Origin of the sequence: Pseudomonas sp. St29 (assembly GCF_001547915.1) — a bacterium.
GTDB lineage: Bacteria > Pseudomonadota > Gammaproteobacteria > Pseudomonadales > Pseudomonadaceae > Aquipseudomonas.
In genome coordinates, this window is the sequence record NZ_AP014628.1 from 1,349,449 (window position 1) to 1,365,111 (window position 15,663).

13 protein-coding genes are annotated in these 15,663 nt (G+C 61.4%); all 13 read left to right on the forward strand.

Annotated elements, in window-relative coordinates:
* Position 1: 1 nt before the first annotated feature.
* The 13 genes from lpxD (at position 2) to ispD (ending at position 15,647) form a co-directional block, all read left to right on the forward strand.
* The gene (gene lpxD, locus PST29_RS06030; RefSeq protein WP_060842603.1) at positions 2-1,057 is read left to right on the forward strand and encodes a UDP-3-O-(3-hydroxymyristoyl)glucosamine N-acyltransferase; all 1,056 of its coding nucleotides are present in this window, start codon (positions 2-4) and stop codon (positions 1,055-1,057) included.
* Between the two features lie 109 nt (positions 1,058-1,166).
* Positions 1,167-1,607, forward strand: coding sequence for a 3-hydroxyacyl-ACP dehydratase FabZ (gene fabZ / locus PST29_RS06035; RefSeq protein WP_007924058.1), 441 nt, complete (start codon positions 1,167-1,169; stop codon positions 1,605-1,607).
* Complete coding sequence (gene lpxA, locus PST29_RS06040; protein ID WP_060837767.1) at positions 1,604-2,380, forward strand: acyl-ACP--UDP-N-acetylglucosamine O-acyltransferase; 777 nt, start codon at positions 1,604-1,606, stop codon at positions 2,378-2,380. The genes fabZ and lpxA overlap by 4 nt, the downstream gene beginning before the upstream one ends.
* 2 nt (positions 2,381-2,382) lie before the next feature.
* Positions 2,383-3,513 carry a lipid-A-disaccharide synthase gene (gene lpxB, locus PST29_RS06045; protein ID WP_060842604.1) on the forward strand — a complete coding sequence of 377 codons (1,131 nt, stop codon included), beginning with the start codon at positions 2,383-2,385 and terminating at the stop codon, positions 3,511-3,513.
* 11 nt (positions 3,514-3,524) lie between these two features.
* Positions 3,525-4,157 carry a ribonuclease HII gene (rnhB, locus tag PST29_RS06050; protein WP_060837769.1) on the forward strand — a complete coding sequence of 211 codons (633 nt, stop codon included), beginning with the start codon at positions 3,525-3,527 and terminating at the stop codon, positions 4,155-4,157.
* Positions 4,158-4,226: 69 nt separating this feature from the next.
* Positions 4,227-7,748, forward strand: coding sequence for a DNA polymerase III subunit alpha (dnaE, locus tag PST29_RS06055; protein ID WP_060837770.1), 3,522 nt, complete (start codon positions 4,227-4,229; stop codon positions 7,746-7,748).
* A gap of 139 nt (positions 7,749-7,887) precedes the next feature.
* Positions 7,888-8,835 carry an acetyl-CoA carboxylase carboxyltransferase subunit alpha gene (locus PST29_RS06060; RefSeq protein ID WP_016964689.1) on the forward strand — a complete coding sequence of 316 codons (948 nt, stop codon included), beginning with the start codon at positions 7,888-7,890 and terminating at the stop codon, positions 8,833-8,835.
* A gap of 136 nt (positions 8,836-8,971) precedes the next feature.
* Complete coding sequence (gene tilS / locus PST29_RS06065) at positions 8,972-10,288, forward strand: tRNA lysidine(34) synthetase TilS (RefSeq protein WP_060842605.1); 1,317 nt, start codon at positions 8,972-8,974, stop codon at positions 10,286-10,288.
* 274 nt (positions 10,289-10,562) lie between these two features.
* Positions 10,563-12,194, forward strand: coding sequence for a CTP synthase (locus PST29_RS06070; protein WP_016964687.1), 1,632 nt, complete (start codon positions 10,563-10,565; stop codon positions 12,192-12,194).
* 5 nt (positions 12,195-12,199) lie between these two features.
* Positions 12,200-13,045: a 3-deoxy-8-phosphooctulonate synthase gene (gene kdsA / locus PST29_RS06075; protein ID WP_042940934.1), complete on the forward strand. Its 846-nt coding sequence runs from the start codon at positions 12,200-12,202 to the stop codon at positions 13,043-13,045.
* 157 nt (positions 13,046-13,202) lie between these two features.
* Positions 13,203-14,492 (forward strand): phosphopyruvate hydratase, encoded by a 1,290-nt coding sequence (gene eno, locus PST29_RS06080; protein WP_060837772.1) that lies wholly within the window; start codon positions 13,203-13,205, stop codon positions 14,490-14,492.
* A 172-nt stretch (positions 14,493-14,664) separates the two neighbouring features.
* Positions 14,665-14,943, forward strand: coding sequence for a cell division protein FtsB (gene ftsB, locus PST29_RS06085; RefSeq protein WP_011059544.1), 279 nt, complete (start codon positions 14,665-14,667; stop codon positions 14,941-14,943).
* Positions 14,940-15,647 (forward strand): 2-C-methyl-D-erythritol 4-phosphate cytidylyltransferase, encoded by a 708-nt coding sequence (ispD, locus tag PST29_RS06090; RefSeq protein WP_060837773.1) that lies wholly within the window; start codon positions 14,940-14,942, stop codon positions 15,645-15,647. Before ftsB ends, ispD begins: the two co-directional genes overlap by 4 nt.
* Positions 15,648-15,663: the final 16 nt, after the last annotated feature.

Consider the following 15,663-nt stretch of genomic DNA (forward strand, 5'->3'; position numbering starts at 1 on the left):
CATGACCGCGATTATAAAACTCGGCCAGTTGGCCGAGTTCCTCGGCGCCACCTTGCGTGGCGACGCGGAGAAGGAAATCACTGGGCTAGCCACCTTGCAGGAGGCTGGCCCAGCTCAGTTGAGCTTTTTGGCAAACCCGCAATATCGCAAGTACCTGGTGGACTGCCAGGCCGGGGCGGTGTTGCTGAAAGCCGCTGATGCCGAGGCCTATGCCGGCGACGCATTGGTGGTGGCCGATCCTTACCTGTCCTATGCCCGAATTTCCCATCTGTTCGACCCCAAGCCCAAGGCCCCGGCTGGCATTCACCCATCCGCGGTAATTGCCGTTGATGCGCAGGTGGATCCAGCGGCCAGCATTGGCCCGTTTGCGGTGATCGAGAGTGGTGCTCGCATCGGTGCCGGAGTGACCATCGGCGCTCATTGCTTTATCGGTGCCCGCTGCGAGATCGGCGAGGGCGGCTGGCTGGCGCCAAGGGTCACCCTGTACCACGACGTACGCATCGGCAAACGAGTGGTTATCCAGTCGGGCGCGGTGCTGGGGGGCGAAGGCTTCGGCTTTGCCAACGAGAAAGGCATCTGGCAGAAGATCGCGCAGATTGGCGGCGTGACCATCGGTGACGATGTCGAGATTGGCGTCAACACCGCGATCGATCGTGGCGCCCTGGCTGACACCGTCATCGGCAATGGTGTGAAGCTCGATAACCAGATTCAGATCGCCCACAACGTTCAGGTCGGTGATCACACCGCCATGGCCGCTTGTGTGGGGATCTCCGGCAGCACCAAGATCGGCAAGCACTGTATGCTCGCCGGCGGTGTTGGGCTGGTCGGGCACATCGATATTTGTGACAACGTATTCCTCACTGGAATGACCATGGTGACTCACTCGATTACCGAGCCGGGTGCCTACTCTTCCGGTACGGCCATGCAACCTGCTGCCGAGTGGCGCAAGAGCGCGGCACGCATCCGTCAGCTCGATGATCTTGCGCGACGCCTGCGTCAGTTGGAAAAGCGCGTTGGGGGCGTGACCCCTGACGGCAATGCTTCATCAGATGGCTGATACCATTTCCATATCAAGTGTGCACAGCCGCTAGACGGCCTCCTTGATTTGCTAGAGGGGCGTGCGTTAGTCGCGCGCTCCCACTCTTTACTACAGGCTTCCCCCCGAAATGATGGACATCAACGAGATTCGCGAATACCTGCCTCACCGTTACCCTTTCCTGTTGGTGGATCGGGTAGTGGACCTGGATGTTGAGGGCAAGTGCATTCGTGCCTACAAGAATGTCAGCATCAACGAACCGTTCTTCAATGGTCACTTTCCTGCGCATCCGATCATGCCGGGCGTACTGATCATCGAAGCCATGGCTCAGGCTGCGGGCATTCTCGGTTTCAAGATGCTCGACGTGAAGCCAGCCGATGGCACCCTGTATTACTTCGTCGGTTCCGACAAGCTGCGCTTCCGCCAGCCAGTGCTGCCGGGCGACCAGCTGATTCTTGAGGCCAAGTTCATCAGTTGCAAGCGCCAGATCTGGAAGTTCGAGTGCCAGGCCTCGGTCGACGGCAAGCCGGTGTGCTCTGCTGAAATCATCTGTGCGGAACGCAAACTATGAGTTTGATTGACCCTCGCGCAATCATCGATCCGACGGCCATCCTGGCCGACGACGTTGAGGTTGGCCCGTGGTCGATCATCGGCGCTGGTGTGGAAATCGGCGAGGGTACAGTGATCGGGCCCCATGTCATTCTCAAGGGCCCGACCCGGATCGGTAAGCACAACCGCATCTACCAGTTTTCTTCGGTAGGTGAGGACACCCCTGATCTGAAGTACAAAGGCGAGGAAACCCGCCTGGTCATCGGTGACCACAACGTGATCCGCGAAGGCGTGACCATTCACCGTGGCACCGTCCAGGACCGTTCCGAAACCACCTTGGGCGATCACAACCTGATCATGGCCTACGCCCACATCGGTCATGACAGCGTCATTGGCAACCACTGCATCCTGGTCAACAACACAGCGCTGGCCGGCCATGTGCATGTCGACGACTGGGCGATTCTTTCCGGATTCACCCTGGTGCATCAGTACTGCCATATCGGCGCCCACAGCTTCTCCGGCATGGGCACCGCCATCGGCAAGGATGTACCGGCGTTCGTCACGGTGTTCGGCAACCCCGCCGAAGCCCGCAGCATGAATTTTGAAGGCATGCGCCGTCGCGGCTTCAGCGAGGACGCGATCCACGCACTGCGGCGCGCCTACAAGGTGGTTTACCGTCAGGGTCTGACCGTGGATCAAGCCTTGGCCGAACTGGCCGAAGCGGCGGTTGAGTTCCCGGAAGTCGCGGTGTTTCGTGACTCGATCCAGTCTTCGACTCGCGGCATCACCCGTTAATCATGAACACTCTGCGTATTGCGCTGGTGGCTGGCGAAGCCTCCGGCGACATTCTCGGCGCCGGTCTGATGCGAGCCCTCAAGGCTCAGCACCCGGCCGTCGAATTCATTGGCGTCGGCGGTCCGCTGATGCAGGCCGAAGGTCTGACCTCCTACTTTCCCATGGAGCGCCTGGCGGTCATGGGCTTGGTCGAGGTGCTTGGGCGACTGCGTGAGTTGCTGGCGCGACGCAAGAAGCTGATCCAGACCCTGATTGCCGAAAAGCCGGATGTATTCATCGGTATCGATGCTCCGGATTTCACCCTGAATATCGAACTCAAGCTGCGTCAGGCCGGGATCAAGACCGTGCATTACGTCAGTCCGTCGGTCTGGGCCTGGCGCCAGAAACGGGTGCTGAAGATTCGTGAAGGGTGCGACCTGATGCTCACGCTGTTTCCCTTCGAGGCCCGGTTCTACGAAGAGAAAGGCGTACCGGTGAAGTTCGTCGGCCACTCTCTGGCCGATGCCATTCCGCTGCAGGCGGACCGAGCGGCGGCGCGTGCCGAACTGGGTCTGCCGGACGGGCCTCTGGTGGCCTTGATGCCCGGCAGTCGTGGCGGTGAAGTGGGGCGCCTGGGGGCCTTGTTCCTGGATGCCGCACAGCGCTTGCGTACCCTGCGTCCCGGCGTGCGCTTCATCATGCCGTGCGCCAGCCCGGAGCGTCGGCTCCAGCTCGAAGAACTGCTGGCCAGTCGTGACCTGCCGCTGACCTTGCTCGATGGCCAGTCCCACAAGGCCCTGGCCGCCTGCGACGCGGTGCTGATCGCTTCTGGCACCGCGACACTCGAAGCCTTGCTCTACAAGCGTCCAATGGTGGTGGCCTACCGTTTGGCGCCGCTGACCTTCTGGATTCTCAAGCGCATGGTCAAGAGTCCGTACATTTCCTTGCCGAACCTGCTGGCCCAGCGCCTGCTGGTGCCGGAGCTGTTGCAGGATGACGCCACCGCCGAAGCCCTCGCGCAGACCTTGTCGCCGTTGATCGAAGGCGGGGAAGAGCAGACCCGCGGTTTTGACGAGATCCACCGAACCTTGCGTCGCGACGCGTCCAACCAGGCCGCGCAAGCGGTGCTTGAGCTGATCGGCAAATCACAATGAGTAACGCGAAGATGCAGATGGGCCTGGACTTCACCCTGGTGGCGGATGCCGAGGATCTGGTGGCCGGTGTCGATGAGGTCGGCCGTGGCCCCTTGTGCGGAGCCGTTGTCACTGCGGCGGTGATTCTCGATCCGAAACGGCCGATTCTTGGTCTCAATGATTCGAAGAAACTCACCGAGGCCCGTCGCGAGAAGCTGTTCGACGAAATCTGCGAAAAAGCCTTGAGCTGGTGCATTGCCCGGGCTGAAGTCGAGGAAATCGACGAACTGAATATCCTCCACGCCACCATGCTGGCCATGCAGCGGGCGGTGGAGGGACTGAGCGTGACCCCGAAGCTGGCAATGATCGATGGCAACCGCTGCCCCAAGCTGGCCATGCCGGCCGAAGCGGTGGTCAAGGGCGATAGCAAGGTTCCGGCGATTGCTGCGGCATCGATTCTGGCCAAGGTCAGCCGCGACCGCGAGATGGCGGCCTTTGAGCTGATCTACCCGGGCTACGGCATTGGCGGCCACAAGGGCTATCCGACGCCGGTGCACCTGGAGGCCCTGGCCCGCCTGGGACCGACCCCGATTCACCGGCGCTCCTTCGCCCCGGTGCGACAAGCCTATGAGGCCCTTGAGGCGCGGGGCGAGATTCCGTCCTGAGGCTGATGTTTTAGTCGAGGCCCGGTACAATCCGGGCCTTGTTGTTTTCGCGCTTATTACAGGATCACTATGCCGGCTTCATTCGTTCACCTGCGCCTGCACACTGAGTACTCCCTGGTCGACGGCCTGGTGCGGATCAAACCGCTGGTCAAAGCCCTGACCGGCATGGGCATGCCTGCGGTAGCGGTTACCGACCAGAACAACATGTGTTCCCTGGTCAAGTTCTACAAGGCCAGCATGGGTGCCGGGATCAAGCCGATCTGTGGTGCCGACCTGTGGCTGTCGAACAAGGACCCGGACAATGCCCTGAGCCGCATCAGTCTGCTGGTGATGAATGCCGTGGGCTATCGCAATCTCACTGAGCTGATTTCCCGGGGCTTTATCGATGGCCAGCGCAACGGCCAGATCATCATCGAACGCGAATGGGTCGCGGAAGCCGCGGAAGGCCTGATCATGCTCTCGGCGGCCAAGGAGGGGGAGATCGGCATGGCGCTGATCGCCGGTGACCTGGAGGTCGCCGAGACCCTGGCCCGGGAGTGGATGACGGTATTCCCGGACCGTTTCTACCTGGAAGTGCAGCGTACCAACCGGCCCAATGATGAAGAGCAACTGCACGCCGCCGTGGCCCTGGCCGACAAGATTGGCGCGCCGCTGGTGGCTACCAATGATGTGCGCTTTATCAAGCAGGAAGACTTCGAAGCTCACGAGACCCGGGTCTGCATCGGCGAAGGCCGCGCCCTGGACGATCCGCGACGCTCGAAGAACTACAGCGACCAGCAGTACCTGAAAAGCGCCGAGGAAATGGCCGAGCTGTTCAGCGACCTGCCTGAGGCCCTGGAAAACACGGTCGAGATCGCCAAGCGTTGCAACATCGAGGTCAAGCTGGGCAAGCACTTCTTGCCCGACTACCCGATTCCCGATGGCATGACCATCGATGAGTACTTCCGCAAGGTTTCCTTCGACGGCCTGGAAGAGCGCCTCAGCGTGTTGTTGCCCAGGGACACCACCGAGGACTACGAGGCCAAGCGCCAGGTCTATGTCGATCGCCTGAACTTCGAGCTGGATATCATCATCCAGATGGGGTTCCCCGGTTACTTCCTGATCGTGATGGACTTTATTCAGTGGGCCAAGAACAACGGCGTGCCGGTAGGTCCCGGCCGGGGGTCGGGTGCCGGTTCCCTGGTGGCCTACGTGCAGAAGATCACCGACCTCGACCCGCTGGAATACGACCTGCTGTTCGAACGTTTCCTTAACCCGGAACGGGTATCGATGCCCGACTTCGACGTCGACTTCTGCATGGATGGTCGTGACCGGGTGATCGACTACGTGGCCGAGAAGTACGGCCGCAACGCGGTGAGCCAGATCATCACCTTCGGTTCCATGGCGGCCAAGGCGGTGGTCCGCGACGTGGCGCGGGTCCAGGGCAAGTCCTATGGTCTGGCCGACCGTCTGTCGAAGATGATCCCCTTCGAAGTCGGCATGACGCTCGAAAAAGCCTACGAGCAGGAAGAGATCCTGCGGGACTTCATCAAGGTCGATGAAGAGGCGGCGGAAATCTGGGAAATGGCGCGCAAGCTCGAAGGCGTGGTGCGTAACGTCGGTAAACACGCCGGTGGCGTGGTGATCGCGCCGACCAAGCTCACTGACTTCTCGCCGATCTACTGCGACGAAGAAGGCGGCGGCCTGGTAACCCAGTTCGACAAGGATGACGTCGAGGCGGCCGGTCTGGTGAAGTTCGACTTCCTCGGCCTGCGGACCCTGACCATCATCGATTGGGCGCTGAAAACCATTAACCGCGACCGCGCCAAGGTGGGCGAGGAACCGCTGGATATCGCCTTTATCCCGCTGGACGACAAGCCGACCTACAGCCTGTTGCAGAAAGCTGAAACCACCGCGGTATTCCAGCTTGAATCCCGGGGCATGAAGGAGCTGATCAAGAAGCTCAAGCCCGACTGCCTGGAAGACCTGATCGCACTGGTGGCCCTGTTCCGTCCGGGGCCGCTGCAATCGGGGATGGTGGATGACTTCATCAACCGTAAGCACGGTCGCGCCGAACTGGCCTACCCGCACCCCGACTATCAGTACGAGGGCCTGCGCCCGGTGCTGGCGCCGACCTACGGCATCATCCTGTATCAGGAACAGGTGATGCAGATCGCCCAGGTCATGGCCGGTTACACCCTTGGCGGTGCGGACATGCTGCGTCGGGCCATGGGTAAGAAGAAACCCGAGGAAATGGCCAAGCAGCGTGGCGGTTTCATTGAGGGTTGCGCCAGCAACAACATCGACGCCGACCTGGCGGGCAACATCTTCGACCTGGTGGAAAAGTTCGCCGGTTACGGCTTCAACAAATCCCACTCCGCCGCCTACGGCCTGGTGTCCTACCAGACTGCCTGGCTCAAGGCGCACTACCCGGCGCCCTTCATGGCGGCGGTACTGTCTGCGGATATGCACAACACCGACAAGGTCGTGACCTTGATCGAGGAAGTGCGGACCATGAAGCTGCGCCTCGATGCGCCGGATGTGAACACTTCCGAGTTCAAGTTCACGGTGAACGACGAAGGCCGCATCGTTTATGGCCTTGGTGCGATCAAAGGGGTGGGCGAGGGGCCGGTGGAAGCCATCACCGAAGCCCGTGTCGAGGGGCCATTCAAGGACCTGTTCGATTTCTGTGCCCGGGTCGACCTCAAGCGCATCAACAAGCGGACCCTGGATGGTCTGATTCGCAGTGGCGCCCTGGACCGCCTCGGCCCGCACTTCTTCGATGAGCCCAAGGCTTATCAGGCCAACATCGATCAGAACCGTGCCGTGTTGCTGGCGGCCATGGAAGAGGCGATCAAGGCGGCGGAACAGACCGCCCGGACCCACGACAGTGGCCACGCCGACCTGTTCGGCGGAGTGTTTGTCGAGGAAGACGCGGACGTCTATGCCAACCACCGCAAGGCCAAGGAACTGACCCTCAAGGAGCGCCTGAAGGGCGAGAAAGATACCCTTGGGCTGTACCTGACCGGGCACCCGATCGATGAGTATGAAGGCGAGATCCGTCGTTTCGCCCGTCAGCGCATCATCGATCTGAAGCCGGCCCGGGATACCCAGACGGTGGCGGGGATGATCATTGCCCTGCGGGTGATGAAGAACAAGAAGGGCGACAAGATGGGTTTCATCACCCTCGACGACCGCTCGGGACGGATCGAGGCCTCGTTGTTTGCCGATGCGTTCCATTCGGCGCAATCGCTGTTGCAGACCGATGCCATGGTGGTGGTGGAAGGCGAGGTCAGCAACGACGACTTCTCCGGAGGCCTGCGCTTGCGGGTCAAGCGGGTGATGAGCATGGAAGACGCGCGGACCAACCTGGCGGAAAGCCTGCGCCTGAAAGTCCATACCGATGCCCTCAAGGGCGATCAGCTACGCTGGCTGGGTGAGTTGTTCAAGCGCCACCGCGGCGCGTGCCCGATCACCATGGAGTACAGCCGTAATGACGCCAAGGCCCTGCTGCAGTTTGGCGAGAACTGGCGGATCGACCCGGCGGACAGCTTGATTCAAGCCCTGCGTGACCAGTTCGGGCGAGACAACGTCTTCCTCCAATACCGTTGACGGAGAGGCGCCATCATTGCGCCTTGTCGTCACCTGAATTTTTAATCTCGACCTCAACGCGTCCGTCCCTTAAGGTAGGGCGCGAATAGACAACCGGCCGGCCCAAGCCCCCTTGGACGTCGAGCCCAGACGGACGCCTATGAACCCGAATTTTCTTGATTTCGAACAGCCGATCGCCGACCTGCAAGCCAAGATCGAAGAGTTGCGCTTGGTCGGTAATGACAATTCGCTGAATATCGGCGATGAGATTTCCCGCCTGCAGGACAAGAGCAACACCCTGACCGAGGACATCTTCGGCAAGCTCACCAGCTGGCAGATCGCACGTCTGGCACGGCACCCACGTCGTCCATACACCCTGGACTACATCCAGCACATCTTCACCGAGTTCGACGAGCTGCATGGCGATCGCCACTTCTCCGACGACGCGGCGATTGTCGGTGGTGTTGCCCGCCTGGACGAGCAGCCGGTGATGATCATCGGTCATCAGAAAGGCCGCGAAGTACGCGAGAAAGTGCGTCGCAACTTCGGCATGCCGCGTCCGGAAGGTTATCGCAAGGCCTGCCGCCTGATGGAAATGGCCGAACGCTTCAAGATGCCGATCCTGACCTTCATCGACACCCCGGGCGCCTACCCGGGCATCGACGCTGAAGAGCGCAACCAGAGCGAGGCCATTGCCTGGAACCTGCGGGTCATGGCGCGCTTGAAGACCCCGATTATCGCCACCGTGATTGGTGAGGGCGGTTCCGGCGGCGCATTGGCCATCGGCGTCTGCGACCAGTTGAACATGCTGCAATATTCCACTTATGCGGTGATTTCGCCGGAAGGCTGCGCCTCGATCCTGTGGAAAACCTCGGAAAAGGCTGCCGATGCGGCTGAGGCCATGGGCATCACCGCAGAGCGTCTGAAAGGCCTGGGCATTGTCGACAAGGTCATCAGCGAGCCACTGGGCGGCGCCCACCGTGATCCGGCGGCGGCTGCCGCTTCGATCCGCGCCGAGCTCAGCTCGCAGCTGGCGATGCTCAAGGAAATGGATAACGACACCTTGCTGGCCCGTCGTTATGACCGCCTGATGAGCTACGGTCTCTGATCGACTAGCGCTTTCCCCGGTAGGGGCAGGCTCGTTCGCGACCCAGGCGCCGCCATCGATTCGATGGCGGCGTCGTTGCTTATAGCGGGGCAAGTGACTGCGCCAGCCGGCCGCTCCTACAGGTTTCGATCGCTGCATGAACGCTCTCAGCACCCAATTGCTGCACAGTCTGAGGCCCTGGCTCGATGCCAAGGTCTGGCGTGTCGCCCTCTCCGGTGGTCTTGACTCCACTGTCCTGCTGCACCTGCTTGCCAGTCTGGCGCACCGGCAACGCCTGCCGACACTGCAGGCTGTGCATATCCACCATGGGCTGCAAGAAGCGGCGGATGCCTGGCCGGATCATTGCCAGGCGATCTGTGATGCCCTGGGCGTGCCCCTGAAAGTGATTCGCGTGCAGGTGCAGGCTGGTGCCAGTCTTGAACAGGCCGCCCGTGAGGCTCGATACGGGGCGTTCGCGGCGCTCACCGCGGCGCATGAACTGCTGCTGACGGCGCAGCATCGTGATGATCAGGCCGAAACCCTGCTGTTTCGTCTGTTGCGCGGAGCCGGAGTCCGGGGTTTGTCGGCAATGCCGATGTGCCGGCCTCTGGGGGGCGGGCAGTTGCTGCGACCTTTGCTTGGCGTGTCGCGTCAGGAGCTTGAGCGCTATGCCTCCGAGCATGGCCTGAGTTGGGTCGAGGACCCTTCGAATGCCGATCATCAGTATTCGCGCAACTACCTGCGGCATCAGGTCATGCCCTCTTTGCTGGCCCGCTGGCCTCAGGCCGCTACCTGCATGAGTCGCAGCGCCGCGCACCTGAGGGAGGCCCAGGGCCTGCTCGACGAGCTGGCGGCGCTGGACCTGTCGGCTGCCGAGGGCGGCGACTGTTTTCCCTGGCTTGGCCTGCCGTCGCTGGCCCTTGCGCCGTTGCAGACCCTGTCCCCGGCCCGCCAGCGCAATGCCCTGAGCCATTGGCTGGGTGGTTTTGGCCGTTTGCCCGATACCGATCATTGGCACGGGTGGGAGAACCTGCGGGATGCCGGCGCCGATGGCCGGCCGCTGTGGCGCCTGGCCGATGGTGAGCTGCATCGTGCGTGCGGGCGAGTCTGGTGGTTGTCCGGTGCCTGGTTGCAGCCGGTGCGGGGGGCGGTTGAATGGCTGGATCCGACATGCCCATTGCGTTTGCCGGGCAATGGCGAGGTGTTTTTCAGCGGAAGGGCGCCCCAGGGACCGTTGCGCATAGGCTACCGACAGGGAGGGGAGATCATGCAGGTCGCGGGGCGCGGCCATCGTGACCTGAAGCGTCTGCTCAACGAAGCCGGGCTACCGGGTTTTGTCCGTGGCAGATTGCCGCTGTTGTATCAGGGGGAGCGGCTGTTGGCGCTGGCTAACCTGCCTGGGCCCGGCGCGGAACCTCTGGCCGACTGGCAATTGCATTGGCGACCACTGACCAGCGATCAAGGTTTGAGCTGAAAGGGGCTTTCCGGTAGACTACGCTCCCTTCTTGATACAACTTCTGTGGATTCGCCTGAATTGCAGGAGTTGCCGATTACCAAGCAGTCTTTGCTGGGCGATTCCAAAAAATGTGTAGCGAGCAACCTACCGGTGTTTTTGCATCCGGTCTGTCACCACGCGGCGGTTTTTTTGAAAGGTGCACTGTGATTAATGCAGGTGATCGGGGGCTTCGGCCTTCCTTCGCTTTCCCCGGCGGCACTGACCGCTTTAACGCAGACTTCTAGGGTTTTTCATGACGCGCTACATATTCGTCACGGGCGGTGTTGTTTCTTCATTGGGGAAAGGCATTGCCTCGGCTTCATTGGCGGCCATCCTGGAGGCGCGGGGGCTTAAGGTCACCATGCTCAAGCTGGACCCGTACATCAACGTCGACCCGGGCACCATGAGCCCGTTCCAGCACGGTGAAGTGTTCGTCACCCACGACGGCGCCGAGACCGACCTGGACCTGGGCCACTACGAGCGGTTCATCCGCACGACCATGACCCAGAACAACAACTTCACCACTGGCCGTGTCTACGAGCACGTACTGCGCAAGGAGCGCCGTGGTGACTACCTGGGCGCCACCATCCAGGTGATTCCGCACATCACCGACGAGATCAAGCGTCGCATCATCAAGGGCGCCGGCGATGCCGACGTGGCCCTGGTGGAAATCGGCGGTACCGTGGGCGACATCGAGTCGCAACCGTTCCTCGAAGCCATCCGCCAGTTGCGGGTCGAAGTCGGCTCCAAGCGCGCGATGCTGATGCACCTGACCCTGGTTCCGTACATCGCCACTGCCGGCGAAACCAAGACCAAGCCAACCCAGCACTCGGTGAAGGAGCTGCGCTCCATCGGCCTGCAGCCTGACGTGCTGATCTGCCGCTCCGACCATCCGGTGGATGTGTCCTCGCGTCGCAAGATCGCCCTGTTCACCAACGTTGAAGAGCGTGCGGTGATTTCCCTGGAAGACGTCGACACCATCTACAAGATCCCGGCCGTGCTGCACGCCCAGGGCCTGGACGATTTCGTCGTCGAGCGTTTCGGTCTGCAATGCAACGGCGCCGACCTGTCCGAGTGGGAAAAGGTGGTGGACGCCAAGCTCAACCCTGAGCACGAAGTCACCATCGCCATGGTCGGCAAGTACATGGAACTGCTGGACGCCTACAAGTCGCTGATCGAAGCGATGAGTCACGCCGGCATCACCAACCGCACCAAGGTCAACCTGCGCTACATCGACTCCGAAGACATCGAGAACCAGGGCACCGCGCTGCTGGAAGGCGTCGACGCGATCCTGGTGCCGGGCGGCTTCGGTCTGCGTGGCGTGGAAGGCAAGATCACCGCGGTGCAATACGCTCGCGAGAACAAGGTGCCGTACCTGGGTATCTGCCTGGGCATGCAAGTGGCTGTCATCGAATTCGCCCGTAATGTCATGGGCTGGAAAGATGCCAACTCCACCGAATTCGATCGCGCCAGCGGTCACCCGGTCGTCGGCCTGATCACCGAGTGGGAAGATGCCACCGGCGCCGTCGAAGTGCGTAACGAAGCGTCCGACCTGGGCGGCACCATGCGCCTGGGCGCTCAGGAATGCTTGCTCGAAGCGGGCTCCAAGGTGCACGACTGCTACGCCAAGGACGTGATCGTCGAGCGTCACCGCCACCGTTATGAAGTGAACAACAAGTTGCTGCCGCAACTGATCGAGGCGGGCCTGAAGATATCCGGTCGCTCGGGCGACGGCGCGCTGGTCGAAGTGGTCGAAGCTGCGGATCATCCATGGTTCGTCGCTTGCCAGTTCCACCCCGAGTTCACCTCGACGCCACGTGACGGTCACCCACTGTTCAGCGGTTTCGTCAAAGCTGCATTGGCTCAACACCAGAAGAAGGCTTGAACCTGATGGCGCAGAAGATCATCCGCGTAGGCAACATCGAGATCGCCAACGACAAGCCGATGGTGCTGTTCGGCGGCATGAACGTGCTGGAAAGCCGCGACATGGCGATGCAGGTCTGTGAAGAGTACGTGCGGGTGACCGAGAAGCTCGGGATCCCCTACGTGTTCAAGGCCAGCTTCGATAAGGCCAACCGTTCGTCGGTGACCTCCTACCGTGGCCCGGGCCTGGAAGAGGGCATGCGGATTTTCGAAGACGTGAAGCAGGCCTTCGGCGTGCCGATCATCACCGACGTCCACGAGCCGGCCCAGGCCGCCGTGGTCGCCGAAGTCTGCGACATCATCCAGTTGCCGGCGTTTCTCTCGCGGCAGACCGACCTGGTAGTGGCCATGGCCAAGACCGGCGCGGTGATCAACATCAAGAAGGCCCAGTTCCTCGCGCCCCAGGAAATGAAGCACATCCTGAGCAAGTGCGAAGAGGCGGGCAACGATCAGTTGATCCTCTGCGAGCGCGGTTCCAGTTTCGGCTACAACAACCTAGTGGTGGACATGCTCGGCTTCGGCATCATGAAGCAGTTCGAGTACCCGGTGTTCTTCGACGTTACCCATGCCCTGCAGATGCCGGGCGGTCGCGCCGACTCCGCTGGCGGTCGTCGGGCCCAGGTCACCGACCTGGCCAAGGCCGGCATGAGCCAATCCCTGGCGGGTCTGTTCCTGGAAGCCCATCCGGATCCCGACCACGCCAAGTGCGACGGTCCTTGCGCCCTGCGTCTGGACAAGCTTGAGCCGTTCCTGGCTCAGCTCAAGGCTCTGGACGAACTGGTCAAGAGTTTCCCCACGGTAGAAACCGCGTAAAAAACGGCGACTTCCTCTGTAGGAGCCGGCTGACCGGCACCGCGTTTTCGCGGGCCTGTTCGCCGGCAAGCCGGCTCCTACGAACCAGCAGTTTGACCCACAAGTTATAAATCGAGCGGTACTCAGCGTTTTCGTCAACTTTGGAGTGTTTACAACAATGGCAAAAATCGTCGACATCAAAGGTCGTGAAGTTCTCGACTCCCGTGGCAACCCCACTGTCGAAGCGGACGTGCTTCTCGACAACGGCATCATCGGCAGTGCTTGCGCGCCGTCCGGTGCCTCCACCGGCTCGCGCGAAGCGCTGGAGCTGCGTGATGGCGACAAGAGCCGTTACCTGGGCAAGGGCGTGCTCAAGGCGGTAGCCAACATCAACGGTCCGATCCGCGATCTGTTGCTGGGTAAAGACCCGATCGACCAGAAAGCGCTGGATCACGCGATGATCGCCCTGGACGGTACCGAGAACAAAGCCTCCCTGGGCGCCAACGCCATCCTCGCCGTGTCCCTGGCTGCGGCCAAGGCTGCTGCCCAGGACCAGGACCTGCCGCTGTACGCCCACATCGCCAACCTCAACGGCACTCCAGGCGTCTACTCGATGCCAGTACCGATGATGAACATCATCAACGGTGGCGAGCACGCCGATAACAACGTCGACATCCAGGAATTCATGGTGCAGCCAGTCGGCGCCAAATCTTTCTCGGAAGGTCTGCGCATGGGCACCGAGATTTTCCATCACCTCAAAGCCGTGCTGAAGGCCCGTGGCCTGAACACTGCGGTGGGTGACGAAGGTGGCTTCGCCCCGAACCTGGCCTCCAACGAAGACGCGCTGAAAGTCATCTCCGAAGCCGTGGCCAACGCCGGTTACACCCTGGGCACCGACGTGACCCTGGCTCTGGACTGCGCCGCCAGCGAATTCTATGAAGACGGCAAGTACAACCTGTCCGGCGAAGGCCAGGTGTTCACCGCCGAAGGTTTCGCCGAGTACCTCAAAGGTCTGACTCAGCGCTACCCGATCATCTCCATCGAAGACGGCCTGGACGAGTCTGACTGGGCGGGCTGGAAGATTCTTACCGACAAGATCGGCGACAAGGTGCAACTGGTCGGTGACGACCTGTTCGTGACCAACACCAAGATCCTGAAAGAAGGCATCGACAAGAAGATCGCCAACTCGATCCTGATCAAGTTCAACCAGATCGGCACCCTGACCGAAACCCTGGAAGCCATCCAGATGGCCAAGGCCGCCGGTTACACCGCCGTGATCTCGCACCGTTCCGGCGAAACCGAAGATTCGACCATTGCTGACCTGGCCGTGGGCACCTCGGCTGGCCAGATCAAGACCGGCTCCCTGTGCCGTTCCGACCGCGTATCCAAGTACAACCAATTGCTGCGTATCGAAGAGCAATTGAACGGCAAGGCCAAGTACAACGGTCGCGGCGAGTTTCGCGGCTAAGCAGTAGATGGTAAAAAGACACCGGATTGTGTCGGGAAAATCGCGACAGCGAGTTTTTTGCCACTAATCTGATGCCTTAAGAGCACAAGCCTGGTTCTTCCAGGCTTCGTGCTATCAGTAGGTCCGAAGTTGTTGGCATGGCTGTCTTTTTTCACTGGATACCCGATATTCGATGCGCAGTCCCAATTGGTTGTTCCTGGTCTTGCTCTTGCTGCTGGCCGGCTTGCAGTACCGCCTGTGGGTGGGGAACGGCAGCTTGGCCCAGGTAGCTGACCTGACTCAGCAGATTGCCGACCAGCACGCTGAAAACGAGCGTCTGCTGGAGCGAAATCGCGTACTCGATGCGGAAGTCATGGAGTTGAAGAAGGGCATGGAGACCGTGGAAGAGCGGGCTCGCCATGAGCTGGGCATGGTCAAGGAGGGTGAAACCCTCTACCAGTTGGCCCAATGAGCAATCGGCTACCGGCCTTCTGGGCCGTGATTCCTGCCGCGGGCGTCGGTGCCCGCATGGCCGCGGACCGTCCCAAGCAGTACCTGCAACTGGGCGGACGCACAATTCTCGAACACAGCCTCGGCTGTTTTCTCGATCATCCCGGCCTCAAGGGGCTGGTGGTCAGTCTGGCGCTGGATGATCCCTACTGGCCGACCCTGGCCTGCGCCCACGATTCGCGGATTCAGCGGGTCGAAGGTGGCGCCGAGCGCTCCGGTTCGGTGCTCAATGCCCTGCTTCATCTGCACGCCCAGGGCGCGGCCGACGAAGACTGGGTGCTGGTTCACGATGCCGCGCGCCCCAATCTTTCCCGAGATGACCTGGACAAGTTACTGGGCGAGTTGGCGCACGACCCGGTGGGCGGGCTGCTGGCGGTGCCGGCCCGGGACACCCTGAAGCGGATCGACAAGCACGGAAGGGTTCTGGAAACCGTGGATCGCAGCCTGATCTGGCAAGCCTACACACCGCAGATGTTCCGGCTTGGCGCGCTGCACCGGGCCCTGGCCGACAGCCTGGTGGCCGATGTGGCGGTCACCGATGAGGCTTCGGCAATGGAATGGGCCGGGCAGGCGCCACGCCTGATCGAAGGCCGCTCCGACAACCTCAAGGTCACTCGTCCCGAGGACCTTGAGTGGCTGCGCCAGCGTTGGTCCAATCGGCGCTGATCGCGGGCGGCCGACG